This window comes from Nostoc sp. UCD121, assembly GCF_014222285.1.
In the GTDB taxonomy this organism is placed as follows: domain Bacteria; phylum Cyanobacteriota; class Cyanobacteriia; order Cyanobacteriales; family Nostocaceae; genus Nostoc.
Genome location: NZ_JACKZS010000051.1, coordinates 1 through 23,659, shown reverse-complemented (window position 1 = coordinate 23,659; position 23,659 = coordinate 1). Strand labels below are relative to the sequence as shown.

The 23,659-nt window shown below is 40.9% G+C and carries 20 protein-coding genes and 1 pseudogene; 10 read left to right on the top strand and 11 right to left on the bottom strand.

Annotated features, from left to right (window positions below; genetic code table 11):
* The first annotated feature begins 6 nt into the window (after window positions 1-6).
* Window positions 7-495: a Mov34/MPN/PAD-1 family protein gene (locus tag GNF10_RS13425; RefSeq protein ID WP_260446304.1), complete on the top strand. Its 489-nt coding sequence runs from the start codon at window positions 7-9 to the stop codon at window positions 493-495.
* 19 nt (window positions 496-514) lie between these two features.
* Window positions 515-808 (top strand): hypothetical protein, encoded by a 294-nt coding sequence (locus tag GNF10_RS13420; RefSeq protein WP_185586920.1) that lies wholly within the window; start codon window positions 515-517, stop codon window positions 806-808.
* Between the two features lie 61 nt (window positions 809-869).
* On the opposite strand, the gene GNF10_RS13415 is transcribed toward GNF10_RS13420, so the two are convergent.
* The 3 genes from GNF10_RS13415 to GNF10_RS13405 form a co-directional block, all read right to left on the bottom strand.
* Window positions 870-1,121, bottom strand: coding sequence for a hypothetical protein (locus GNF10_RS13415; RefSeq protein ID WP_185586922.1), 252 nt, complete (start codon window positions 1,119-1,121; stop codon window positions 870-872).
* Between the two features lie 68 nt (window positions 1,122-1,189).
* The gene (locus tag GNF10_RS13410) at window positions 1,190-1,480 is read right to left on the bottom strand and encodes an HNH endonuclease (protein WP_185607165.1); all 291 of its coding nucleotides are present in this window, start codon (window positions 1,478-1,480) and stop codon (window positions 1,190-1,192) included.
* A 39-nt stretch (window positions 1,481-1,519) separates the two neighbouring features.
* Window positions 1,520-2,467 carry an RpoD/SigA family RNA polymerase sigma factor gene (locus GNF10_RS13405; RefSeq protein ID WP_185583236.1) on the bottom strand — a complete coding sequence of 316 codons (948 nt, stop codon included), beginning with the start codon at window positions 2,465-2,467 and terminating at the stop codon, window positions 1,520-1,522.
* Window positions 2,468-2,766: 299 nt separating this feature from the next.
* On the opposite strand from GNF10_RS13405, the gene GNF10_RS13400 reads away from it, so the two are divergent.
* The 6 genes from GNF10_RS13400 (at window position 2,767) to GNF10_RS13375 (ending at window position 7,291) form a co-directional block, all read left to right on the top strand.
* Complete coding sequence (locus GNF10_RS13400; RefSeq protein WP_094345073.1) at window positions 2,767-3,411, top strand: AAA family ATPase; 645 nt, start codon at window positions 2,767-2,769, stop codon at window positions 3,409-3,411.
* Complete coding sequence (locus GNF10_RS13395) at window positions 3,404-4,342, top strand: ParB/RepB/Spo0J family partition protein (RefSeq protein WP_185583238.1); 939 nt, start codon at window positions 3,404-3,406, stop codon at window positions 4,340-4,342. The genes GNF10_RS13400 and GNF10_RS13395 overlap by 8 nt, the downstream gene beginning before the upstream one ends.
* A gap of 114 nt (window positions 4,343-4,456) precedes the next feature.
* Window positions 4,457-5,050 (top strand): hypothetical protein, encoded by a 594-nt coding sequence (locus GNF10_RS39290; RefSeq protein ID WP_311774155.1) that lies wholly within the window; start codon window positions 4,457-4,459, stop codon window positions 5,048-5,050.
* Between the two features lie 57 nt (window positions 5,051-5,107).
* Complete coding sequence (locus tag GNF10_RS13385) at window positions 5,108-5,614, top strand: hypothetical protein (RefSeq protein ID WP_260446302.1); 507 nt, start codon at window positions 5,108-5,110, stop codon at window positions 5,612-5,614.
* A 416-nt stretch (window positions 5,615-6,030) separates the two neighbouring features.
* The gene (locus tag GNF10_RS13380; RefSeq protein WP_185584338.1) at window positions 6,031-6,990 is read left to right on the top strand and encodes a ParM/StbA family protein; all 960 of its coding nucleotides are present in this window, start codon (window positions 6,031-6,033) and stop codon (window positions 6,988-6,990) included.
* 10 nt (window positions 6,991-7,000) lie between these two features.
* Window positions 7,001-7,291 (top strand): hypothetical protein, encoded by a 291-nt coding sequence (locus GNF10_RS13375; protein ID WP_185584336.1) that lies wholly within the window; start codon window positions 7,001-7,003, stop codon window positions 7,289-7,291.
* Window positions 7,292-7,592: 301 nt separating this feature from the next.
* Here the strand turns inward: GNF10_RS13375 and GNF10_RS13370 are convergent, their stop codons facing one another.
* On the bottom strand, window positions 7,593-8,222 hold the full coding sequence (locus GNF10_RS13370) for a Uma2 family endonuclease (RefSeq protein ID WP_185584335.1): 630 nt from the start codon (window positions 8,220-8,222) through the stop codon (window positions 7,593-7,595).
* Between the two features lie 82 nt (window positions 8,223-8,304).
* A complete protein-coding gene (locus GNF10_RS13365; RefSeq protein ID WP_185607163.1) occupies window positions 8,305-13,089 on the bottom strand; it encodes a hypothetical protein in 4,785 nt (1,594 codons plus the stop codon).
* Window positions 13,090-13,136: 47 nt separating this feature from the next.
* Here GNF10_RS13365 and GNF10_RS13360 point away from each other — a divergent pair, with 47 nt between their 5' ends.
* On the top strand, window positions 13,137-13,667 hold the full coding sequence (locus tag GNF10_RS13360; RefSeq protein ID WP_185584333.1) for a hypothetical protein: 531 nt from the start codon (window positions 13,137-13,139) through the stop codon (window positions 13,665-13,667).
* A gap of 429 nt (window positions 13,668-14,096) precedes the next feature.
* On the opposite strand, the gene GNF10_RS13355 is transcribed toward GNF10_RS13360, so the two are convergent.
* From GNF10_RS13355 to GNF10_RS13340, 4 genes are all read right to left on the bottom strand, one after another.
* Entirely contained in the window at window positions 14,097-14,615 is a 519-nt protein-coding gene (locus GNF10_RS13355; RefSeq protein ID WP_185584332.1) for a hypothetical protein, read from the bottom strand.
* Window positions 14,531-15,382, bottom strand: a complete 852-nt coding sequence (locus GNF10_RS13350; protein WP_185584331.1) for a hypothetical protein — start codon at window positions 15,380-15,382, stop codon at window positions 14,531-14,533. Before GNF10_RS13350 ends, GNF10_RS13355 begins: the two co-directional genes overlap by 85 nt.
* A gap of 105 nt (window positions 15,383-15,487) precedes the next feature.
* Window positions 15,488-15,922 carry a hypothetical protein gene (locus tag GNF10_RS13345; RefSeq protein WP_185584330.1) on the bottom strand — a complete coding sequence of 145 codons (435 nt, stop codon included), beginning with the start codon at window positions 15,920-15,922 and terminating at the stop codon, window positions 15,488-15,490.
* A 101-nt stretch (window positions 15,923-16,023) separates the two neighbouring features.
* On the bottom strand, window positions 16,024-17,115 hold the full coding sequence (locus GNF10_RS13340) for a ParM/StbA family protein (protein ID WP_260446107.1): 1,092 nt from the start codon (window positions 17,113-17,115) through the stop codon (window positions 16,024-16,026).
* A gap of 685 nt (window positions 17,116-17,800) precedes the next feature.
* On the opposite strand from GNF10_RS13340, the gene mobF reads away from it, so the two are divergent.
* Window positions 17,801-23,092 carry a MobF family relaxase gene (mobF, locus tag GNF10_RS13335; RefSeq protein WP_185607162.1) on the top strand — a complete coding sequence of 1,764 codons (5,292 nt, stop codon included), beginning with the start codon at window positions 17,801-17,803 and terminating at the stop codon, window positions 23,090-23,092.
* A gap of 48 nt (window positions 23,093-23,140) precedes the next feature.
* On the opposite strand, the gene GNF10_RS13330 is transcribed toward mobF, so the two are convergent.
* Together GNF10_RS13330 and GNF10_RS37860 are read right to left on the bottom strand one after the other, a co-directional pair.
* The gene (locus tag GNF10_RS13330; RefSeq protein ID WP_185582381.1) at window positions 23,141-23,425 is read right to left on the bottom strand and encodes a restriction endonuclease; all 285 of its coding nucleotides are present in this window, start codon (window positions 23,423-23,425) and stop codon (window positions 23,141-23,143) included.
* An 8-nt stretch (window positions 23,426-23,433) separates the two neighbouring features.
* Window positions 23,434-23,659: pseudogene (locus tag GNF10_RS37860) on the bottom strand (hypothetical protein); the annotation flags it as partial.

The following is a 23,659-nucleotide window of genomic DNA, read 5'->3' as shown; positions in this document are numbered from 1 at the left end:
TATGAAATGAATGATTTAGAATTCTGGTCGGAAGACAAAAGACTTGGATTAAAAATACATAGGAGAGAAGTATCTCAATTATTAAAAGTGTGTGCGCGTGCAGGTGTGCAAGAAACGGGAGGAATTCTCGTAGGTTTCTACACCGAATCGCACAACTGTGCTGTAATCACAGCCATCTCAGATGCTCCGTCAGATTCTCATAGCGGTCATAACTGGTTTCATAGAGGAACAAATGGTCTGCAACGATGGCTCAATCACTTATGGAATAAAGACAAGCAATATTACGTAGGTGAATGGCACTTTCATCCGTTTTCCAATCCGAATCCTAGCCAAATAGACATTAACGAAATGCAGAAGATTGGAGATTCATATTCTTATCAGTGTCCTGAACCATTACTATTAATTATTGGTGGTGATCCAAATATTCAATGGGACATAAAAGTTTACATTTTTCCACGAAACCGTCCTCTAGTAGAGCTAATTAAATGTTTTTAAAGCTATAGGACATCCAATAATGCCGACTTTTTACAAACACTCCTTATTCCCTACTTATATCCGCCACACTGTAAATATCAAAGCACAGGATAATTTTACTAATAAGCGATCACTCTATCACAACGAGTTCATTGTTTACTACTGTATAGCTGTATCGTCACTTCTGCTGCTTCCAAACAAGGTTGTACTCTCTCAACAGCCGCCAGCAGCAAAGCGTGCAAGGATAACAGATAAGGTTTGGCAAAATCCCCAACCCCTGCAACAGCCAATCCACAGCCTCGTCACGGGTCGCCACTTGATGCAACTGCCGTAACCTCACACATAACTACTGCTTCATTCACAAAGTGCGATCGCCCTTACCTCAAAACAAAAAATCACCCAGCTATATCCTTGCCACTCTTGTAATTCATCGCTCTAGGTTTCCTCTTGCCTATAGGGACTACTTTCGATTGCTTGGGTGCTTGTGGTGGACGGCATGTTTCACAGTAGAGCGGTCGCACACCAAAGGTTTCTCGTTGTGTGGGTTGTTCACACTGCTTACACACAAAGTTGAAAACGCGAGTGTGAATTTCCCGCTTGTGCGCTCTAACGGTGTACTCTCGGACATCAATTGTTTTGCTGGGCATCGGTTCTTTCTTCGGTGTTCTATTTATAAGGATAGTTTCTGGCATCAATATATTCATGCATCATTTGATTAAAACAGTGACAATTGCCCAGGTGAAATATTGCCTCGCCTAAATCGGTGATAGTAGAGATGGCAGTCACTGCAAAGACAGCCTAAGTTTTCTTTTCGGTTATCAGATGGGTCGAAGTTGTAATGATGAACCTGAAGGTTATGAACCCGACGTTGGGATAAAGTTAGCTCTGATGGTTTCTCGCCAGGGCGCAAGCAGAGGCGATCGCACTTAGTACAGCGCCAATCGGAGGCATCTTTTACAGCAGTGGCGATTTGTTTCCAGTCTTTGGAGTAGCGGGTTTTGCTCATACTCTCCTATTCGACAACTTCAGCGCGAGTTAATTCTAATCAATTAAGATACTCCTTTATGCCACTTTGTTCACGACGCAGAATTGCTAAAGCTTTATGCTCAAGCTGACGGATTCGTTCTCGGCTCAAGTTTAAGCGTAAGCCGACTTCAGTCAAACTCAGTTGATGATCATTCTCTAGCCCAAAACGTAGAATTAGTATTTCGCGTTGTATAGGGGGCAGGGATGCCAGCAGATTATTTAAATCGAGGTGCAACAGTTCCTTAGTGAGCCGTTCGTCTGAGGACATGCTCTCATCAGGTAAGATATCCAATAGCTCAGTGTCTTGGTTGTCTCCCACACGCAAATCCAGAGAAACTGGCTGTTTCGAGACACTGAAATATTCTCGAACCTGGTTAGGCTTTAAATTTAATTCTTCAGCAATTTCGCTGACAGTAGCATGACGACCAAGTTTTTGAAAGCTTTCTCGCTGTACTTTCTTGATTTTATTAAGTATTTCGGTTAGATGAATTGGCAATCGAATAGTACGAGATTTTTCTCCAATTGCACGTGTGATTTCCTGACGAATCCACCAGTAAGCATAAGTCGATAGTTTATAGCCTCGGTTAGGGTCGAATTTCTCTACCCCTTTGTGCAAACCGAGTGTACCCTCCTGAATTAAATCGAGAAATTCTAAATTGTGGTTCTGGTATTTCTTGGCAACAGAAACCACCAGCCGCAGGTTAGCTGTCACCATTTTCTGTTTGGCCTTTTGGCCTTGTTGAACGACTGATTGTAGTTCAGCTACGTTTTGCCCAAGCGATGTAGCTAATTCCAAATCACTTGGTTGTCGGTTAAGTTGGAGTACAAGAGCTTGCCGTTGCTGCTCAACCGCCATCATCTGCTGTACAAGCCTGGCCAATGTAATCTCCTGCTCAGGAGCCAGCAGAGGATAGCGACCGATTTCTTTTAGGTAGGAGCGAACTGAGTCGGTAGTTGGGCTGGGCATAAAACTTAATGAATGAGATAAATCAAGATAAATTGAGAAGCTACCTATTGAAACTATTTGTTTGAGTAGTATTCTTCAAGATATAGGCAATCTGCAAAGAAGATGGGATTTTTGCAATCGTGTTAAATTGATATGAATTTTTAAGTTCAACTTGAATATAAAGGAGAATTTCAGAAGTTCTGCTTGTGAACACTGATACTTATATATATCTTGCTGTTTGATGCCTGCTTCTTTTGCCTGAAAGCCTGTATAAGCTAAAAATCTACCATAAACTATACTGTGTAATTTAGATCCTACTTATGCCGATCATCGCAATTATCAATCAAAAAGGAGGAGCAGGTAAATCAACAGTTTCTGTTCATCTTGCACGATGGCTACAAAAACAAGGTAAATCAGTGCTACTTGTAGATGCTGATGCTCAATGCTCATCTTCTAAGTGGCTAAAACGATTAGAACAAGTTATTCCTTGTCAGATTATTCAAGCGCCTGATGCACTATTGGATGAGTTACCTAAGCTAAATGAATCATATACATGGATTATTGCTGATGGGCCTGCCGCTCTCTCTGAAACAACCAGAGCATTAGTTTTAACTGCTGATTTAGCAATTATTCCATGCCAACCTGCTGGTATTGACCTTGAAAGTGCTTCTGATACTGTACATTTGATTCAACAAGCGCAAAGGATTCGGCGAGGAGAACCTAAAGCCGTAATGTTTGTTAATCGTGCAGTTAAAGGAACTAAATTGAAAGATGAAGCAGTAGAAGTACTTCAATTAATGCCAAATGTCACCGTTTTAGAAAATGTACTTCATCAACGACAGATCATCGCCGACTGCTATGGACAAAATTCTACTATCTTTGATTTACCTGGATCAACAGCCGGAATCGCTAGACGTGAAATTGAACAATTATTCAAAAAATCCTTGGAGGTTTTGAATGAATAAACCAAGACAATCACTAACTCAAGGACTCTCTGCCTCCATTGCCCAAAAATTCATCACTGATCCAAAAAGTGTCGAATCTTCTCAAACATTATCTATTCAACAAATTAAACTTCCTGCCAAGCAACCCCGTCGTTACTTTGCTCCAGACAAGCAATCTCAATTAGTCCAATCAATTAAAGATCATGGGATTCTAGAACCTTTACTAGTTCGTCCATTAAAAAATGGGACTTATGAGTTAGTTGCTGGAGAAAGGCGATATCGAGCAGCCCAGGAAATTGGATTGAGTGAGCTTCCTGTCGTTTTTAGAGACTTAGACGATCAACAAGCTCTCCAAATTGCTCTTATAGAAAACCTCCAACGTGAGGATCTTAACCCAGTTGAAGAAACGGAGGCAATTCTTGAGCTGATTTCACTCAAACTCAAGATCAGCACCGAAGAGGTTAGTTCTATACTGAATCGTGCTAATCACGCAAAAAACCGTCATCAACAATTGGAGGAAAACGTTTTCCTCCAACTTCAAGTTATCGAATCAGTCTTATCTGGGTTAGGAAAATTTTCGTCAGAATCCTTTCGTACCAGTCGTTTACCATTGCTAAATCTGCCTATTGATATTTTGACAGCACTCCGTGAAGGTAAAATAGAGTTTACAAAGGCTAGAGCGATCGCACAAGTTAAAAATGAAGAACAGCGAAAAACCTTGCTCAACCTAGCAGTATCCCAAAACTTGAGTTTCAGAGAAATTAAGCAAAAAATCCAGGAACTCAATGTCATTGAACAAGACAATCCACCTACTAAAATCTATGTTCAGAGGTATTCTAAAATCGGAAAACAACTTAAAAAAACATCTGTTTGGAATGATCCCAACAAACGAGCGAAGTTAGATAAACTACTCTCTCAACTAGAAGAGTTGGTGGGAAAAGCTGATGAATAGTGGCAACTATACGCTTTAGTGCATAAACTCATCTATGACTTAGTAAAAATGTTTAAAAGGTGAACTGCTAGTTAAAATACACTCATTTGCTAAAGTTCAGGAAAGAAAGTTCTGATGAAGTCTACCGAGCGATCGCCCAAGCCACCTAAACAACAGCCAAAACCCAACGACCAAAGCCCAAAGCTTGACCTTGTTGCTTATAAACCAGTAGAGAAACAGCAGCCAACCTATCAGCCTGACATGACTCCCAGTGATGATCTGCCGTCAGTTGAGCAGCCAGCCCAAGCAGAGGTGATACCTCTTGTAAGGTCAAAGACAAACGCTGCTGAAAAACCGCAACATTTAGAGAAAAGTAAAGCCAAACGTACCTCTGCTGACAAGAGAAAATCCAAATTACCGCAACAGCCCAAGCAACAGGGTCAATTGACAAAGAGCGATGAAGAAGAAGAATTACCGCCAGAACCCTGTCAGCACATGCAATTCCTGGATTGCAACTCGGAGGTAGGGCGTGTGATATTCGAGTGCTATCACTGCAAGCAGGGGATAATCAGCGAGTACACCGGAGATCCCGTAATGGGCGAGTACAAAGGACGACCTTCAGTGATTTTCGCAAAGGTAAAATGCCCCAGATGTGAGCAAACAGCGATTAGGCTGGAAGCAAGGGAAGTACTTTCAACAACAGCGATTCCTTCACCTTGGCAGGAATGATGGCACACTCCCTCTTCAAGAGTGATTGGTGAAAGATATTTACGATTGATAATGCAAATGAGATTTTTACCCTCAATAATAACTGCACTAACGGCACTGACACTAACTAGTTGCAGCACTACTACTGCTGAACAGTATGAAGCTACAGCACTCACCAGTTACTCCTGGCAAGTCAAGTATGCTAATAACCTAACTAGTCAACCACAACCACGCATTGAAACCTTTACGAATACTTCAGTGATGAATCGGAATGGATTAAAACCGGCAGGAGCAGTTGTTGGCCCAGATGACAGAGGGCTATGGTGGCCTACTTTACCTCCGCGGCCAAGTGTTGATGAAGTTGAACAACGTAAAAAATCTCAAGAAGAGGCAGGCAAACCTGAATTGATGAAAGATGTTCAGTACAAACTGACCTACGGAGTGGGTAATTTACAGAAGGCACTACCTACTAATTATGATGTTTATCGGCAAGTAGTAAAAGCTTATCCCCAAAAAATTCCTTTGGAATTAACTTTGGGTGTGAATGATAATTCAGTTGAGAAAGCTGAACCTGTCAGCAAGTAGTGACCCTAAGTTACGTATTCAGCAAGAAGTTAAAGATCAAAACTGAATTGCTTTTCAACAAAAAATTGATATTAAAGTATAAATCAAAGAGTCAACGATGATCTAAATTAATTTCTGCTGCGTTGATAAAAAAGATTTCAAAAAAATTTATGGGGGCTATATGGGGGCTGTGTGTACCCCAACAATAGCTCAGGACTTTGGTAACATCTTGACCCCTATATAGGGTATATATAGGTGCTAAATGGGGTACATTTGACTGTTTAACATTTTGTACCCCATTTAGCCCCCAAGGGGTTATGATAAGCTCTTGAGATTAGGAAAGAAGGGGGAAGTTATTTTATTCTTCTTTTTCTTGCCCTTGCAGATCACTTGAACAGATAATTTTCACTTTCTCAAAGTGTATTACCTTTGTATTTATGCCAAACATTCACACGTTGCAAAAAATTTTTCCGGCGGGTTTCGATAACGGTTACGGAAGCCTAAAACTTTTAGTCGAAGGGTTTGAAGTGGTTCGTGTCCCCAGCTATATAACCAATGCCGAGATGGAAGATGTACCCGGACGAGTAGTTTTTAACGGCACTGCTTACACAGTCGGAGAGTCTGCTTACCGGACAGGGAATTATTTTGACCGCAACACAGACAATAATGAAAATAAAGTCAATAATGCGTTGTTGACTTTATTGGGTGCATTGGCACATCTCCCACACCGTAAGGCTTGGCACTTAAAATTAGTTGTTAGCTTACATGATGTCGGTCTGGCTGAAGAATTACAAAAAGTACTCAATGGAGAATATCAGCCAATACTTGCTGGCAAGCAATCAGACGTGAAAGTAGAAGTGCTGAAAGTTGTACTAGAGGGTATGGGTGCATTATTTGGGCATCCACTACCCAAAAAATTAACCATTTTAGACTTTGGCAATGGAACGACTCTCTATTCTCGTTACAACCGGGGTCAGCGAGAAGTTCACACTGCTTACCCCATCGGTGTAGAAGTTCTCATCGATGATATATCCCAAAAGATGAAACATTTGAATGGCGGAAAAATCGGAGATCCATCCAAAATCCGATTTTGTCTAGAGATGGGACATACCAAGTACAGCCGTGACATCGATATCAAAGATATATACAGTGCTTCTTTGAAAGATTGGTATGAAAAATACTTGAAGAAAGTGGTGAATCTGACACTTGATGCCAAGCACCAAGGGGATGAAATCTGGGCGATTGGTGGAGGTTGCCTCTTACCAGGATTTAAGAAGCTGCTGGAGAAAAACGGCTTCAAAATCCTCGAAAATCCGGTAGAAGCCAATGTCTCTGGGCTTTTAGAGATGGCAAAAACCATTAACAGTAAGAACCCAACTACTACATCTTTTAAGTAAAGTTATAACAATGGTAGATAAAAAAGACTTAGCACCGGAAAAAGTTCGCCTCAAAGATAATTACCGAGAGCGCATATTTGCAGAATCGCAAAAACTAGATAAAAGTTACCTGGACACGCTTTACTTTATAGTTGATTGCTATTTTGTTTTTATCAAGGCTGGATTACCTGCACAACTTTTACCTGACTCACCTATTAATACTGAATCAAACCAACTCACGTCTTGGACTCAAACTCCATTTCCAGAGGAGAAAGAAGAAGATTCTTCAGGAGAAACATTCAACCTTGATTTTGATTTGTAACCGTCACAGGAAGTTGGCAACACGCTAAAGATGGGGAATTAGCTTTAAGGGTGGTAAGTGGAATTTACACTTGTTTTGCGTAAATTCCTATCGGGTTTTGCATTTTCAACTCAGAATTTGGTTTTGGGAAAAGGTTACTGGGTTTGGGTTAAAGGTTTTTATTTCCTTTTTCCCCTTCCCCTTTCCCCCTTAACCGACAAGTATTGGGAGAGGGGCAAGGAGAAAACTATATTGCATAATAGCCGAAAGCGCTGTAAGGTTTAAAAATCTTGCATTGACAATTTTTTGAACTCTAAAAAGTTTAAATCACCGAGTCAAAAACTTGTTGTGCGGTTAGATTCAACTGCAAAAAAGTAGGAGACACTATAAGGTTTGTTTCTCTAAAGGGTGTCATTTGATATTCGCCATCAATAAGTTCACAGACAAAAATAGTCGGAACTTTGGGACTACCAATAAATACACGTCCACCCAAAGCTGCATAATCCACAATCCAATATTCAGGTATACCCATAGCTTCATAGTCACGAAGCTTATCGTAATAATCATCCTGCCAGTTGGTTGACACTACTTCAACTATTAGTTTGACCGAACTAGCATTATGGATAACTGATTCTTTCTTCCAGCGCGTTTCAGTATCAATAGTTTCTTGATTTAAAACAATAATATCCGGTTCGTACCCTGATTTGTCTCGGTATGGTTTAATAATCGATTCTTTCGGTATAGTCCAGATACCGCGCTTACCCATCTCTCTAATTGTGATCAGTAATTCTTCAATCAAAAAACCAGCCAAATCAGAATGCTCCCCTTTAGGCTTTGGCATCTCCACAATCACCCCATCATGTAATTCATAACGTACTTCTGAGTTTTCTGGATACCATTCGATAAATTCATCGAAGGTCAGTAGCTTTAGTTCCGATTGTGTTTGACTCATAAAAGTTACTGGATTTATTTTTACTCCTACTGTAAGAACTGCCTAGAACGCATAATTCTCACAAAATCGCGTTGCTCCTATATTATCTATGAATTTCTCTTGACTGGGCTTGATAAGAAAAGTAAGTCTTGTCAAGAAGAGAGTTAGCTCCTTCAAAAGTTTTTATAATTTCAGGCGTGACTCGTGAGGTATGCACTTTGCCTGATTGAACACCTAAAACTACATCTCCATTTTTCTGTTGGATAGTCAAATCTTTGCGCTCAGTGTTAAAGCTGAGGTCATAAACCTTGCCTTTAACTTCAGTGAAACCATCTTGCTGAGATTGTCCCAAAACCATGCCAATCCTTTGAGCAATTTGAGTCAACCGACTGATGGCTTCAAGTTCAAATTTATCTTTATTCATTACTGTCAACGCTTCGGCTGATAATTGCTCACCAGCTTTAAACTGATTGGCCACTTCTACAATGCGTTTTTTGTAATTCTCCGGCTTCCCTAACTTATCTGCGACATTGTACCAATTTCTCAAGTCATCAATAGTGACTGTCGGGAGCTTCTCTACACTTAGAGGTTCGGTTTTCGCACCATTACTAATGTCTGGTGTAAAAGGAGTAGTGGAGAGTAATAGAGTTGATTGGTTAGGTGGGGATTGTGCTGTTTGTTCTGGTGGTTTCAAAAACTGCGGTCGTGTGGCGAGGGAATTAACCCTTTGTTGATACTCACTATCCGTTTCAATCACAGCCCCAAATTTCTTGGCCATGCTCTCTAAAGTTTTGGCAGGGATGGAGCTATCAACCAAGTGAAATACTGCTAGACCTTTTTTGGTTTCCCTGATAACATCTTCTGTTGGTACTTGCTGCCATTCAACTTTTTGAGCAGTTAACCATTTAGTCACAGTCTCAGCTTTCTGGTTGTCAACAGCCAAGCCCATGACTCCAAGTTTTTTGTTTGATTCTGTCGAAAATAAGAAAGTAGGACGCTCTTTAATATGATGTAGAATTTTCCCACTACTCTCAATCATGTCTTGTTGTTCAGAATTAACCGATTGAGTCCCAAAAACCTGAAATTCCTTCGTCCACTTCTGGGGATATTCAACGGTATTAGAGTCCATTTGAGCGCAAATCACAGAGAAATTACTTTCAATGATCGCGGGAGCGGGTGTAAGTTGTCCAGTTTTGAGTAGTCCAAGCTGTCTGAGCGCATCTTTGTCTTTCTTGAAATGTAATACCCCCAAGGGTTCACCATTTAAAAATACAGCATCTCTAGTTTTTAAAGGTGGCGTTTCGATAGTCAGTTTTCGGTAATCTCGATCCGAAAATGACTGACCAGAAAAATCATAAAAGTTGATTTTATTGATTTTGAGGAGATTACCATTGGGAGATTCACCCAGGACAAAAGCTTGATCTCCTGTTTCAGAGATTGACGTGAGCTTTAATTTTAGGGGATTACCATTTTTTAAGTAATCAACTTGTTTTAACTGCTGGACAGAATCGCTGTCTAACTCCCCTAATGTTTTACCATCTAACTTAATTTTTACTGTTTTATCAGTCATCGGCACAGTGCCAAATTCTAAGTTAACCGGTTCGGCATTAAAAACCTGTCCCGCATAAGAGAAGTTTTTAAGTTCGCGGATGGTAATGTCAATGGGTTCATTTCCTGGCAGCCCAATAGTTGCTTTGGCAGTAGCAGGTTCTACCCCAACCATACTGGCTTGTGCTTTCGTACCAATTGGTAACATTCCAGTTCTTGTCTCCAGCATGGCGAATTCCTTATATTCGCCGTCACTATCCTGGACAAATAACAATCTGGAAACGTGGCGTTCGTGTCCCGGTGGGTGGTGGCTAGCCCTAATTTCTATCGCGTGTTTTTCATGAGCGTTCCAGTCTCGACCCAAAAATTGATTCGCTTCATCCGAAAGTGTGACTAACTTCGGTTCGCTAAATTGCAGTTTCTCCAAGCGGGAGATAATCTCATTGGGGAAAGCAGCGAAGGCAAAATTAGAGACTTTTTTAGCGATCGCTTGGGGGTTTGCGTTTTCTTTTCTTGCAACTTCGAGTTCATCCTGGCGGGATGCACAGATGTTCCAAGCGGCGGCGGCGGATGCAAGTTTTTCTGACTCTGGGATTTTCGCATAAAATGCTTCTGCTGCATCATTTGCCAAGGTAAAGAGTAGTTTAGTTTGGCTTCTAGTAAGTTCTGGTTTTAGTTCTAAGAGTTTAGCTCCCTGCATGGTCATCCCCGCCTTGAGGTTGTGGTCAGTCACAGATTGTTGGCTAACTGTCCCCAGGTTGCGGTAAGCGGGTTTTCCATCTGACCCAACCTCGTCATCTATCTGTGCAACTGCTAATAATTTATGGGGGCGTTCACTGTTTGTGAATTTAATCTCATCTAAGCGAATATTAAGTGTCTGGGCTTTCCAGATTAGGGGATGCCCGTAGCGGGTGAGGTTGGTAATTTCGAGTTGCGTTCCTGAATTCGTTTGAATAATTGTGCTAGGGCCAGACTCTGTTTCTCGCCGCCTTGAGGCACGAACCGCAGCATTGAACTTCAGATCAAATTCGTATTTGGCGGCGATCGCTGCAAATTTCTGCTGTGGTGTAAATTCTACTCCTTTGAATAAGTCTTTAAACTGGACTATGGGACGCGATTCTAACTGTGATTCTTGGAAATATTTATTAGTTTGGCTAATCAATAATTCTACTGGGGAGTAGCCCTTTGGTGTTATCCCCGTGTTTAAATAAACTGACGAAGATTTCTTATCTTTAATATAATTAACATCACGATACAAGTAGCGGCTGTTTTCCCGGATTTTATCCATCTCCGGTTTTTTAGCACTTTTGAATAAATCAACCGCTATTTGATTCTGATAACATCCTTCACCAATCATTTCTCGGTACATCAGGCGGTTAACATCCATTGCCTGTTCAATAATATCTAGCGTTCTGTTAGGATTCTCCGCTAGAGCTACAACAGATTGCATGAAGGGTTTGTACTCTGCTCTAATTGGTTTGGGCTTCTGGTCATCTTCCTGTTCAAATAAACTTTGATAATGGCTAGATACTTGCTCTAAATATTCTGATTTTTGTTCTAAAGTACCATAAGTGTTTAGTACCTCAATTTCTGATTCTAATGCCTCCAGTGCCGTCACTTGATTGTTGATTATGCCCACGCTGATGCTATCACTCATGTGGATAGCTATTTTTTCAAATGGGGGCTGGCTTCCATCGGTGGGATCATAAAATGATTGTTTTTTGAGCTTAACCGTGGGCGAATAGGCGTTTTGGGAAAGATTTCTTCGCTCTGCCTCTGCTGTTAAATTAGGATATAAGCTAGCTCTTGCCACACCAATGCAGTCACCATCGTAGTCTCGTGCTTGGCGTTCTGATTCGGTTTCTGCTGGGTCGATAAAATCAACATCGACCCCTCGCGCTTCTAACTCTGTAATTCTTTGCTGTATGCGCTTGTGGTCTTCGTCATTGACTACAATTATGCCTTCTAAGGGTTTACCATCTGGCCCTAACTGATCCTTAACATATTTATTATTAGAAACACACAAACCATTAGAGTTGAGGAAAGGAGAACGGAAGTTAAGAATTTTTTCTTGCTCATCAAGCCAAGAGATACAAATTTCACCATTTTTGAGTTCCTTGGAGGGAATAATCATTCCTCGGTCAAAAGTAAGCGTTTTCCCAACAGCAATATCTCGCCACTCACTTTGTACAAACCGATTTAATTCCTGTTTGACCTTCTCAGTTTCTAATAACTGCTGATGCCCAAGTAAATCGGATTTAATGAGTTTGTACATGAATAAGTCATCTTTAGTACTCTTGTCATCCAACTCCTCATCTGCATCTAAGCCATCATTTCTCTCTAAGTTTTTAACATCTGTTTCAATATTTGTGACTTCTCCTGTTTCTAATTTATTTTGGCTCAATGATTCTTTACGTTTTTCATATCTTTCACAATAGTAAGCAGCAACAATTCTTGGGTCATCTTGAATAGAGACTAATCTTTGAGCTTGTACCTCTAGTTCTTCGGCAAAATCTTTAAGCCCATGAGGGAAAGATGCCAACAATTGGGAGATAGACATCTGTCCTTTTTGAGATTGTCCTTTTTCGGCTAACCAAATATTTTGCTGATATAATCCTGGTTGAATCTGCGGTTTAGTAGCGCCTTTGGGTCTATCCTTGTCTGTTCCCTTAAAACTGCTTACGGGGAGAATTATGTCTATTTTTGGTTTGCTCTTAGGATCTGCATATTCTATTCTATCTAGTCTGTATGGTCGGAGTGTTCCTTTGCCAAAACGGTATTTAGTAGTATCCTCTCCAACTCCATCCACCCAACCAAATCGATGCTGAATTACACGATAGCTCTTATCTGCTTGGGATTCTCTTAAGGTTACTTTGTCATAAAGCTGTGTTGAAATCTGCCCATAACAATCGCCAACTAATTTATATGCTAAATCATTCGATAATATCCCTCCATTTACACCCCTGTTATCAGTAGAATCATCTACTACCAGAATGTTTAGTTTTTCGTGAATCGCATTTTTACAAGCCCCAAGGAAGATGGAACCATAAGCCCCCCGATCTTTACTATCTGGACAGATTTTTTGAATCGTTTCTAAACATTCCTTTTCTCCATAAAGTAAGCGAGTTTTTGAAGATAATAGTAAGATATGTCCATCTGGATGATTTTTTAAGTCTTCCTCTGTACTGTATTCATCTGAATGTCCAAAGGAGAATTTTTTATCAGGAAAGTAAAATTCCAGTAAAGTATTACTGAGATTTTCAGTTAAAATAGTTTGACGCTCATCTGTATAAATCCATTGATTGAGCCTGGGATCAAAATGTTTAATTTCCAGAGTCATGGTTTTAAGAAGTTAATGGAACTTGGTTAATATCTTGAGAGGTTTGTATGTCAAGAATTAAGCGTTGGATAAATATGCATAAGGAAGAATTCAATGCAGATGGAACTTTAAAAGATGAAGTAAGACAACAAAAATTATCTCTTGGCGCACATCCAGAAGCAGTCGATGACTACGCTCGTAGAGTAAAAGAAGAGTATGATGAGTGGAAGCACTTAGACGAGACTGATCCAGAGCCGTGGCCAATTTACACAGCCTACGATTTCTTCAGCGAACAAGAAAAAAAGGAGTTTAACCCAGATGGTTCTCTCAAATCTGAATATGTAGAATACGCTCAGAAAATTGGTATCAGTGAAAGTGCCCTCGAACAGCTTGAGTGGCGTAAGAAAATCGAGGTTGATGATTACAACAAAGTGTCTGCTAAATACGCAGAAAAGGGTATTAATTTTGGTGCATGGCAGATGAGAGGAAAGATTGAAGATAACAGAACCTACGCCCAACGCCGGATTCAGATGGAACAAGACCTGCGGAACTTTGAGGATGCTGACAGCTTACCTTTCGATAAGGACACCTCCTATTAAAGTCGGTGAGGTTAGGCTGTAAAGAAAGTTTTTATCCATCAAATACAGTGATTTTATCTGAATATGTGAAAAAAGCGATACCTACGGCGGTTACGCATCGTTAAGTAAAGCAGCGATCGCAGTTTCATAAATTGCGATCGCCTGTTGATAAGTTTCTAACGTCTTTTGCTCCTGCATAAAACTAATCCGCTACTAGATATTAAGGTTTACTTGTCACATAGCTCTTTGATAAAAGCATCAATCGCTTTCGCTGCTGAGGACTATCTAGACTTTCTGGAATGCAACTCAGAGCAATACAAAACATACTTGAAAACCTGACTAAAAATACAGATATCCAATGGCTTCAAAAGCTTGTAGGGAATGACTTATACCTGACTAAAAAAATTGCTTAGAGAAGAATTAACAGTATTTTCTCTTCTAATAAATTAATTATCTGCGCCGTTTAGGTTTACTCTTATTGCGCTCATACTCAGCAATAATATCCTTGGTCTGTTGTGGAAGAATCACACTTTTATTGTTAAATCGCATTTGATATACCAGATAACAGGGACTTTTGCGATCAGGACAGGAAAGATTTGTTGGCAGATTAATGATTGTTACTCCTGCAAAAGTCGCAGAAGCTAACATGGCAGAGCCAAAAAAGAAAATACCAGAGCGGCCAGAACCGACCCAACCACCGAGCCAAAAAACAAGTCCTTTGAACTGTTCAAAGCGTTTTTGACGAAGTTTTTGACGTTCTAGTTGTGCTTCGTTCCATGCCTGTATTTTTTCCAGCTTGTGGGCAGCTAATTTATTGGCTTTAGCATCGGAGGCTTTTTCGACTTGAATATAAATAGTGCGTTCTTTGGCTGCAATTTCTTGTTTTAATCGGTATTCGTTCCATTCTCTAATGCGTTGGGCGACAGCATCGGCGTGGGCGAAGAAGATGGTAAGGGTGTCGTCTCCCAAGTCACTCCAGATAACTGTGCCCTCTGCTGCTTTTTTTCGGCGATTCGAGCCATGATTCTTTCTTCTAATTGAGCGAAGAGGTTATTTTCAGAATCGCTCTGTTGTAATTTCAGTGCAACATTTTTAAGGTAAAGTGATTGAACTAACTCTGGGGCTTCTTCAGCCTGAGCAGCAGTAATTTTATCAATCAAGCTAGATAAATCTTCTCTTGCCGCTACAGCTTTTTCACTAACATTCTCAATGACTGCATCTAATTTTAATTGTTGAGAATTTTCGCTTTTACCTAGAGTTGTTAAGCTGGCTGCAACTTCTTCAAAGGATTTGTTTTGCTCTTTTATTGATTTGTAGGTTTCAAGAAAGCGTTCGCACTCATCTGGGCTATACTCATCTTGCTCAGATAGTCCGCAGACTTGGAAAATTAATAAAGCCTGAGAAAGTGCGATTTTATAGCCTCTTTCACGAGCAATAACTAGTAATTCAGTAATATCTAATGGTAATTGGCCTTTTTTCCCTTGTTTTTTCCCTCCATTCTTCGTTGACGACGAGGAATTTCCCTGAGTTTCTGACAGTGCATTGTCAACAATTGGAGATAATAGAGCCATTACTTCCTCATCATTTCCACCCTGCTCAATTAAGGTGCGACATTCACGAAACCTGTCTGCATCATTCTCGGTATACAACTCTTTTTCAGGTATCCCACTCAAGCGTAAAGTCCGGCTAATTTCGGATGGTGAGAGGTTGTTAAAAAGTTCTTGTGGTTGATACATAATCATGCACTCCTAGTTAAAAAGCCTGAAACGAGATATTTGCGTTAATGAAAAAGATGCTAAGAAAGGAGCAATGCGTCAAATCAATTCAAAAAATGGTCAGTCCTAAAAAGGATTTAACCAGTCAGTTTCCGACTCCAATTCTTCTGGTACAGGAGTTCTGGCTATTTGTAATGGTTCTTTGACTGAAGTCTTGGATATTGGTAATGGTGATGATTGTATTAGCTGTAGTGGCTGTGATTGATTAGAGGCTACTGCAATCATCGGCGTTCCTTGAGAGGGGATTTCTCCCAGCAGTCCCATCAGATATGAAGAGTGGAGTTGAAGGCGGTAAAGACAAGCACGAATGTGTGGCTCTAAATCCACTGATTGATCCATAGCTTGATAAGCTAAAGGCAACCAATAACTGCTAATGGCAATCATCGCCATATCCCTAGCAGGATAAAGAGTATTCTTGGAATTTAGATACTTAATTACCACCGCTTCGGAGCTATCAGCCTTAACTCTACTTCGTAAGCGAAACTCAACATCTGAAAACATTTCATTATTCCTCTCTTCACAAGCAAATTACTATTACGAATTACGTAAAGCCTGCGGCATAGCTCCGCTTAGAGCGTAGCGGTAGCGACGCAGGAGCGTCATTACGAATTACGAAATGTAGCGTGTTGGTAACGAAACAATCCATATACATCAGTGAAACGCAAGCACAAGGCATCTTTTTTAATCGGCAGGTTAAAAGCTAAACGCACATCCTCAGATAATTCTGCTGCCCATGAAATGTCGGTATGAGTAAACAAATTTTTCAACTCCGAACCTAAATATTCCGACGTTCCACCACCAATAATGACTTGCTCAATATGGGCAGGAATATTAATCTTGAGCCAAGTGGATACCCTTTCCCAGTATTCTTTACGAGATAAGTCAGCCACTTCAATAATTTGTGCTATCTCCTCAACCTTAAAATCAGACTTCTTGCTCCGAGCCAAAGGTTTGCAGTATCTCGGTTTCAATGTCGGTCCTGATAGATGAACAGCCTTTAACAGATCATGTAAGTTTTGCCCTGATGTTCGGCTTTTGATTCTCTCCAGCATCCACGCCAAGCCCAGTCCTTCCGTCTTTCCAGTTGAGATACCACGCTCAAAGATTACGGCTGATATATCCCGAAAACCCAGCATCACCACAGCAATGTTCATTTTATTGAAATCTGTGCCAAGTTTTTTACTTCGCGTCAATATCAGTCCCCCACCTTCAGGCAAGCACTGAAAGTTAATCAGATTTATACAAAATTGTTTCCCTCGAAAGCTAAAGCTAGACAGTGCCTTACTTAAACCCCTCTCCAATCTCTCTCTATCTTCCCACTCCCCATAAGGCAATAGTAGTCCCAAGGATAAATCAAAGTTTGCCTTCAAAGAATCTCTAATCGCTATTGCCCCCACTGCTGCCAAAGTTTTTGGAATCGCGTTCTCATACTTGAGTTCTAAAAAATTGATTCGCGCTTCAAAATACTTTTGTGCCAAAAACCCAACCGCATAATATTCTTCGTTGTACTCTATCCACGCTTCATTCTCTGGATTGGGCCGATTCATTTGCCCAGACTCATATAAATCCAACGAATCTTTGGAAATCTTAATTAACTCTGGTTCCATACACAGCAATTCTGACTTGTACGGAATCTCCGAGAGAACACGATAAACCATCTTCGTCATTGAAGTTCCCGGATCAAGACTCAACATTAAATCCACAAGAAAATTTCTCCCTGTTTTTGACCCTTTTTTTCTCTATCTAATTGATAATTACTCTCAAAATAAACCGCTCAAACCGTGATTATTTCCACATTTACGAAGAAAGATTACAGTTTTGGCACTAATTCTTGACTTTTCATGAATTCGTGAATCTGAGAGAAAATCTCCACAAAATCTCCAAATTCCCAATTTTAACCAATTACATTCAACATCTCCCAATATCTAAACAACATCTTTCAAATCTCCAATTCATTTCTTACCTTTTCAACTATTCAACATCATCCAGTCACAAAATTGTCATTAGCTTAATATTTTCCAACAATTCCTAAGACTTCCCAAGACTTCCTAGTACTTCCCAACACTTCCCAATGTTTTCAAGGATTCTCCCAATTATCTAGTAATTACCTTAAATAACCACAACCCCTGGAATCCATCTTTTTCTGACGCACAGTACGCCATATTTGGCGGAAAGAATGCTCGATTTTTTGCTATATTAAATGGCATGAGCAATCAGGAATAAAAAATTGTTGAAGTCTAAGTCTCACCAAGTTTTTTTAACTCGACATCAAACAGAAGTAAGTTTGATGCCGGTGATTAACAAGGAATTCAATAGTTATTGGCAATTGCGAAATTTCACAAACATTAAGTTATGTAAACCCCATAGCAGAGGTGAGCCATGCTAACAGCGGCTAACGTCTCAAGTGAGATGGCGGTGAACTACTTCATCAAGAATTACTATCACCAAGGAAAGTCGCTTTGGAGTGGTCAAGGTGCTAAAAAGTTGGGGTTGTCAGGGGCAGTCGATGACGAAGAAGCTTTTAAAAATATCATTGAGGGGCTTACGCTTGATGGTCGTGAGGTATTGAATGCCAGAGTAGTCAAAGAAAAGGGGAAAGGATTTGAACGCAGAGCCGCATTAGACTGTACATTTTCAGCGCCCAAAAGTGTGAGCTTGATGGCATTGGTTGGTGGGGATACACGGTTAATCGATGCCCATGATCAGGCGCTAAAAGAAACCCTGGAGCTAATAGAGCAGCGTTACGCCTATACCAGAGTGACTTCGGACAATGGCAGACATAGAATTAAAACTGGTAACTTGGTCGTCGCGCAGTTCTCTCACATCGAAAGCCGGGATTTAGACCCACATCTGCACACCCATTGTTTGCTGATGAACATGACCCAAACTCCAGATGGTAGGTGGTTGAGTTTGGGGAACAACGAGATATTCGCCAATAAGAAATTCTTAGGAATGGCGTATCAAAGTTATCTGGCGCGTGAAGTACTCAAACTTGGGTATGAAATAGAACTCCGCAAACACGGGCAGTTTGACATCAAAGGGTTTTTGGAGAAAGATTTAGAAACCTTTTCTAAGCGGCGGCAACAAATAATCGCTCTTGCTGGGGCTAATTCAAGTTGGGCAGAGCGTGAGAAAATTTGGGATGATACCCGCCAGCGTAAGGAAAAGTTACCAGAGTCAGAGTTAAAAGCTTACTGGGTTGAAGAAGCAGCGGCGCTAGGAATTACCTTTGTCAAACCTGGGGAAGCTTGGGAGAATGTACCAGCCAATGATTTGAATTTGAGTCACGTTTTGAATTTAGCGATCGCTCACTGCTCAGAAAGGAATGTAGCATTTACCCAGGAAGACTTAGAAAAATTCGTCCTAGAAGAACGTTTAGCCACTGATGTAACAGCCATTGAGCCATTGATAAAATCCCACCAGGAGTTAATCGGCTTGCCAGGTTTAACTCATCAATTTACAACGATGACAGCAGTCCGGCGGGAGTTGGCGACAATAGAGTTAATGCAGCAGACACAAGGCAACGTTAACCCAATTTCGCACCCGGAAGTAGTTGAAAGCCTCTTGGAGAATACTTTACTGAACAAAGGGCAACGGGAAGCGGTAGAATTAGCTGCAACTACATCTGACCAATTCATTGCATGGCAGGGAGTAGCTGGTGCTGGGAAAACTTTTGCTCTTAAAGAACTCAAAGCGATCGCAAGGGATGCCGGCTACACTATTATTGGCTTCGCCCCTAGTTCCTCTGCTGCTAAGGTTTTGAGCGAAGAGTTAAAAATTCAGTCTGAGACTGTTGCTCGATTACTGGTTTCGGAACCACCACCACAGATTGAACCAAATCAAATCTGGATTGTGGACGAAGCGGGTTTACTCAGTGCTAAGGATGCCCATGCACTCCTACAAAGAGCAACCTTACTTAAAGCTAGGGTGATTTTAGTCGGTGACACTCGGCAGTTGTCAGCAGTATCAGCAGGTAATCCCTTCAAATCCTTGCAGCAAGCAGGAATTAAAACCGCACACCTCAATGAATCGTTGCGCCAAAAAGACCCTCAACTAAAATTAGCAGTAGATTTAATTGCTGATGGCAGGATTGAAGCTGGTTTTGAACGACTAGAAGCCAACGGTTCCATACTTTCTATAGATAGTTTTTCCAAAATAGAGCAGATCGCCAATGATTATATAGTAGGGACACCAGAGCAGCGACTCAAAACTCTTGTGTTAGCTGGAACAAATACAGAAAGACTTGCCCTTACCCAAGCGATTCGCTCGAAGCTCAAGGGTGAAGGAACTTTGGGAGAAACTGCAACTATCACCCAATTGCAAACCAAAAATCTGACAAAAGTACAGATGCGGTTTGCCCATAACTTTGAAATTGGTGATGTGGTCATGCCGACACGGGATTACAAACGCCGGGGGCTTTCTAAAGGCAAATTATATGAAGTGGTAGGTCGAACTACTGATAAGTTGACCCTAATTGGTGATAATGGTCAGGTAATGGATGTAGACACGGCTTTTGAGAAAGCGGTTTACCAGAGTCACCAGATTGAAATTGCTGTGGGCGATCGCTTGCAATGGAAGAAAAACGATCGGCAATTGGGACGACGCAACGGGCAGGAATTTACTGTAACAGCCATCGACCTGAATATAGTCCAGATTAAATATGCTGATGAGCGTACTGAACACATTAGTTTGGCACAGGCGCAAAACTTAGACTATGCCCTTGTGAGTACAACATATAGTAGTCAGGGGAAAACTGCGGATCGGGTGTTAATTTCGGCAGATTTCACTATGGGACAGGAAAGTTTTTATGTTGCTGCCAGCCGTGCAAGGCATGAATTAAAGATTTACACCGAAGATCCAACGCGATTGGTAGAGTTGGCGCAACAGTCCAAAGCCAAAGAGAATGCTTTGGAATTGCTACGAAAACAAATTCAGAAATCGACTTTCAAGCAGCACCAAGCAATAACTATAAATATAAGTGCCCCTTTTGAGAAGCCAGTACTAAAACAAGAGACGACAGTATCTACTCCAAATGTCGGGCCAATTGTGAAATCAGTTGCATCTAGCCGAACAACAAGCCATGATTCATCAATAAAAGTACCGAAAGTCTTGCCCGTCTTGAAAGAGACACCAAATTATAATACTGTTGAATCGGTTTTCTCTAAGCCAGTACTGAAATCTGCTGTCCCAACAGAAGCGTTTTGGACACCACATCATACTAAAGACATTCCCAATTTTATTGAACCAAAGGATTGGCAAGAGTTTGAAAATAGTGCCATTCATCCCGATATTACAGCATTGAACTTTGAAAGTCTTCAGTTTAACTATGCAGGTGGTGAGCATGAAGCCTGGGAACGGCTCATGGTCAGCGAAAAGCTGAATCGAACAAATACAGGACGGCTAACAGATGGTTTTATAAGGGCATATTCACATCTTGATGCTGGCGGTTGGTGGTGTGATGCTGGAGTTGATGCGCGTTCATTTGCTGACTTAAAGCCAGGTGAGAAACCGCCGATTAAACGATGGGGATGCTACAAGCCAAATCAACCAAGATCCAAAAAAGATGAGTCTGGGCAAATAATTGAAGGGAAATTCATTAAATATGAGCATCCCCCAAAAGTTGAATTAAGTATCTTCTTGCTAGATGTCCCTGACGATATTGCCGAACGCATTTACTCCAAACACAAGGTGAACCCCAGTGATAGCGATCGCCAATCAGGATTTTGGTACTGTGTTTGGAAGCACAACATCCCGTGTGCGATCGCAGAAGGCGCGAAAAAAGCAGCCAGTCTGTTGAGTCAGGGTCATGCTGCCATTGGGCTACCTGGGATTTCATCGGGATACCGAACTCCCAAAGATGAGTTTGGTAAAAAAATCGGTAAGTCTTACCTACATGAGGAATTAGCGGTTTTCGCCACACCAGGGAGAGTTTTCAAGTTCTGCTTTGACTACGAAACCAAGCCTGAAACTAAGCTCCATATCGAGCGAGATATTTCCGTGACTGGAAGATTGTTACAAGAAGCTGGAGCAAGAGTAAAAGTTGTCAGCTTGCCAGGGCCTTCTAAAGGTGTTGATGATTTCATAGTCGCAAGTGGGCCACTAGCTTACGAGAAATTGAGTCATGAAGCAAAGCGTTTAAGAGACTGGCAACAGCACAATCAACGCTTGTTGAGTGCGGCTTTTCCACCACCGCCTCATCTGACACCAGAACAACGTTCTATACAACTTGAGGGAACAGGCAACAGGGAACGGGCAGCAGGGAATGACAAATTGGATCTCTTACCAACACACAAGGAAGAGGAAATAGAAAAAACTGTTGCCTGTTCCCCATTGCCTGTTCCCTATCTTTTACAAAATAAACCACAGGTACAAACCCATGACTTTAACCAACGACAACAACCCAACACAGATACAGTTGCTAACCGAGAAGATAGAGCAATTGACCCAGAGAATCGAGCAGTTACAAACCAACAGCCAGCAGATGAGCGAACTAATCAAGTTATTAGAAACGAGTCAAACCGAGAAACTAACCGAAATGAGTGCGAGTCACGCGAATTTCTTGCAGCAATTAACCGAGATGCTGAACTCGAAAAAGTCTTCGAGCATGGAGACGATATTGCAGGAATTAACCAAAGCTCTACAGATGATGGGCTTCGAGGTCAACGAACAGAGAAACTCTCAAGACAAGTTAACGGACAAAATTCAACAATTTTTAATAGAGAAGCAAGTTATGTCCATTCTTCACAACCAGCCACCAGACAACTCTTAAATACAATCTCCGATTATGTTGAGCAATCAGCTATTGAGTCTGCTTTAACCCAAACAGTATTAGGGCTAACAGAACAACTTTCTCAATCTCATCAACAACTTGTCATTGCTAAAAGTACATTCAATGAGTTTGAAACAGCATTGACGGCTGAGTTGCAATCTTATGCAGAAAATAAAGCTATTCTGTCAATCTCTGATTATGTTGAGCAATCAGCTATCGAGTCTGCTTTAAACCAATCAGTATTAGGATTGACAGAGCAACTTTCTCAATCTCATCAACAACTTGTTGCTGCTAAAAGTACATTCAATGAGTTTGAAATAGCATTGACGGCTGAGTTGCAATCTCATGCACAAGACAAAGCCATTTTGTCAATATCTGATTATATTGAACAATCAGCTATCGAGTCTACTTTGACCCAAACAATATTAGGATTAACAGAACAACTTTCTCAATCTCATCAACAACTTGTTACTGCTAAAAGTACATTCAATGACTTTGAAACAGCATTGACAACTGAGTTGCAATCTCATGTAGAGAAGAGAGCTATTTTATCCACCTCTAACTCTGTTGAGCAATCAGCTACTGAGTCAACCTTAGCTAAAACATTACTAGCAGAATTAAAGTTGCATCTCAAACAGATGATTCAGGGTTTAGATATTGAAAGATTGGCAGAAGTAGTTATGGAAGTAGGAAAATATGTCAAAGGTGAAAAGGTAACAGGAGCAAAGGTCAGCGAGTTATTTACGAGTGTTACAACTGATGCAAAAGTATTGACTTTTGAGGAGAAAATGAACATCGTTAGGCAACTGATTAGAGATGACAAACCATCGATTCTGAAGAGATTGAAAATAAACCCTCAACAATCAGATGATAACGGGGAGCATCTACAGTTTCGACGCTAACTTATCAGTTATCAGATATTTCCATTAACTCATTCATAGGTTAGTTGTTCACTGATAACTGTTCACTGTTTTAATTGGTATTGTTATTCCCACTATTTTTAACTGCTTACCTAAGACAAAATTTACTAGTTTCTGACCGCTCACTAAGATTATTTTGTCGGAGCGACGAATCAATTGTTTTGATAACTGTCCAGTTATGCCAGTATGCACGAAGAATCCACCATTAGCTCCTTCTCCTTCAATACAGCATACGAAATCTTTGATGTGTTTTGGGCTAATGTAATCAGCGTAACGCTTAACCTGGATTACATAAAGCTTTCCCAAAATCAACACTCGACCATCTATCCCGCCGTCACCAGTGTACCTTGCCAGCCCTGTTCAAAGCAGCAAGTAAGTACCAATTCTTCAAAAACGTAAGGCGATATCCTGCGTAGCGTAGCGATTACTACTGGCAATTTGGCTAATTGAGTTCTGCTACGAAGCTCAAGTAATACCAAGTTGCGATAGATAGTATTATTTAGGGGAAGTAAAATCGGTGTACAGCGATGCCTCGTACTCGAATTAAGA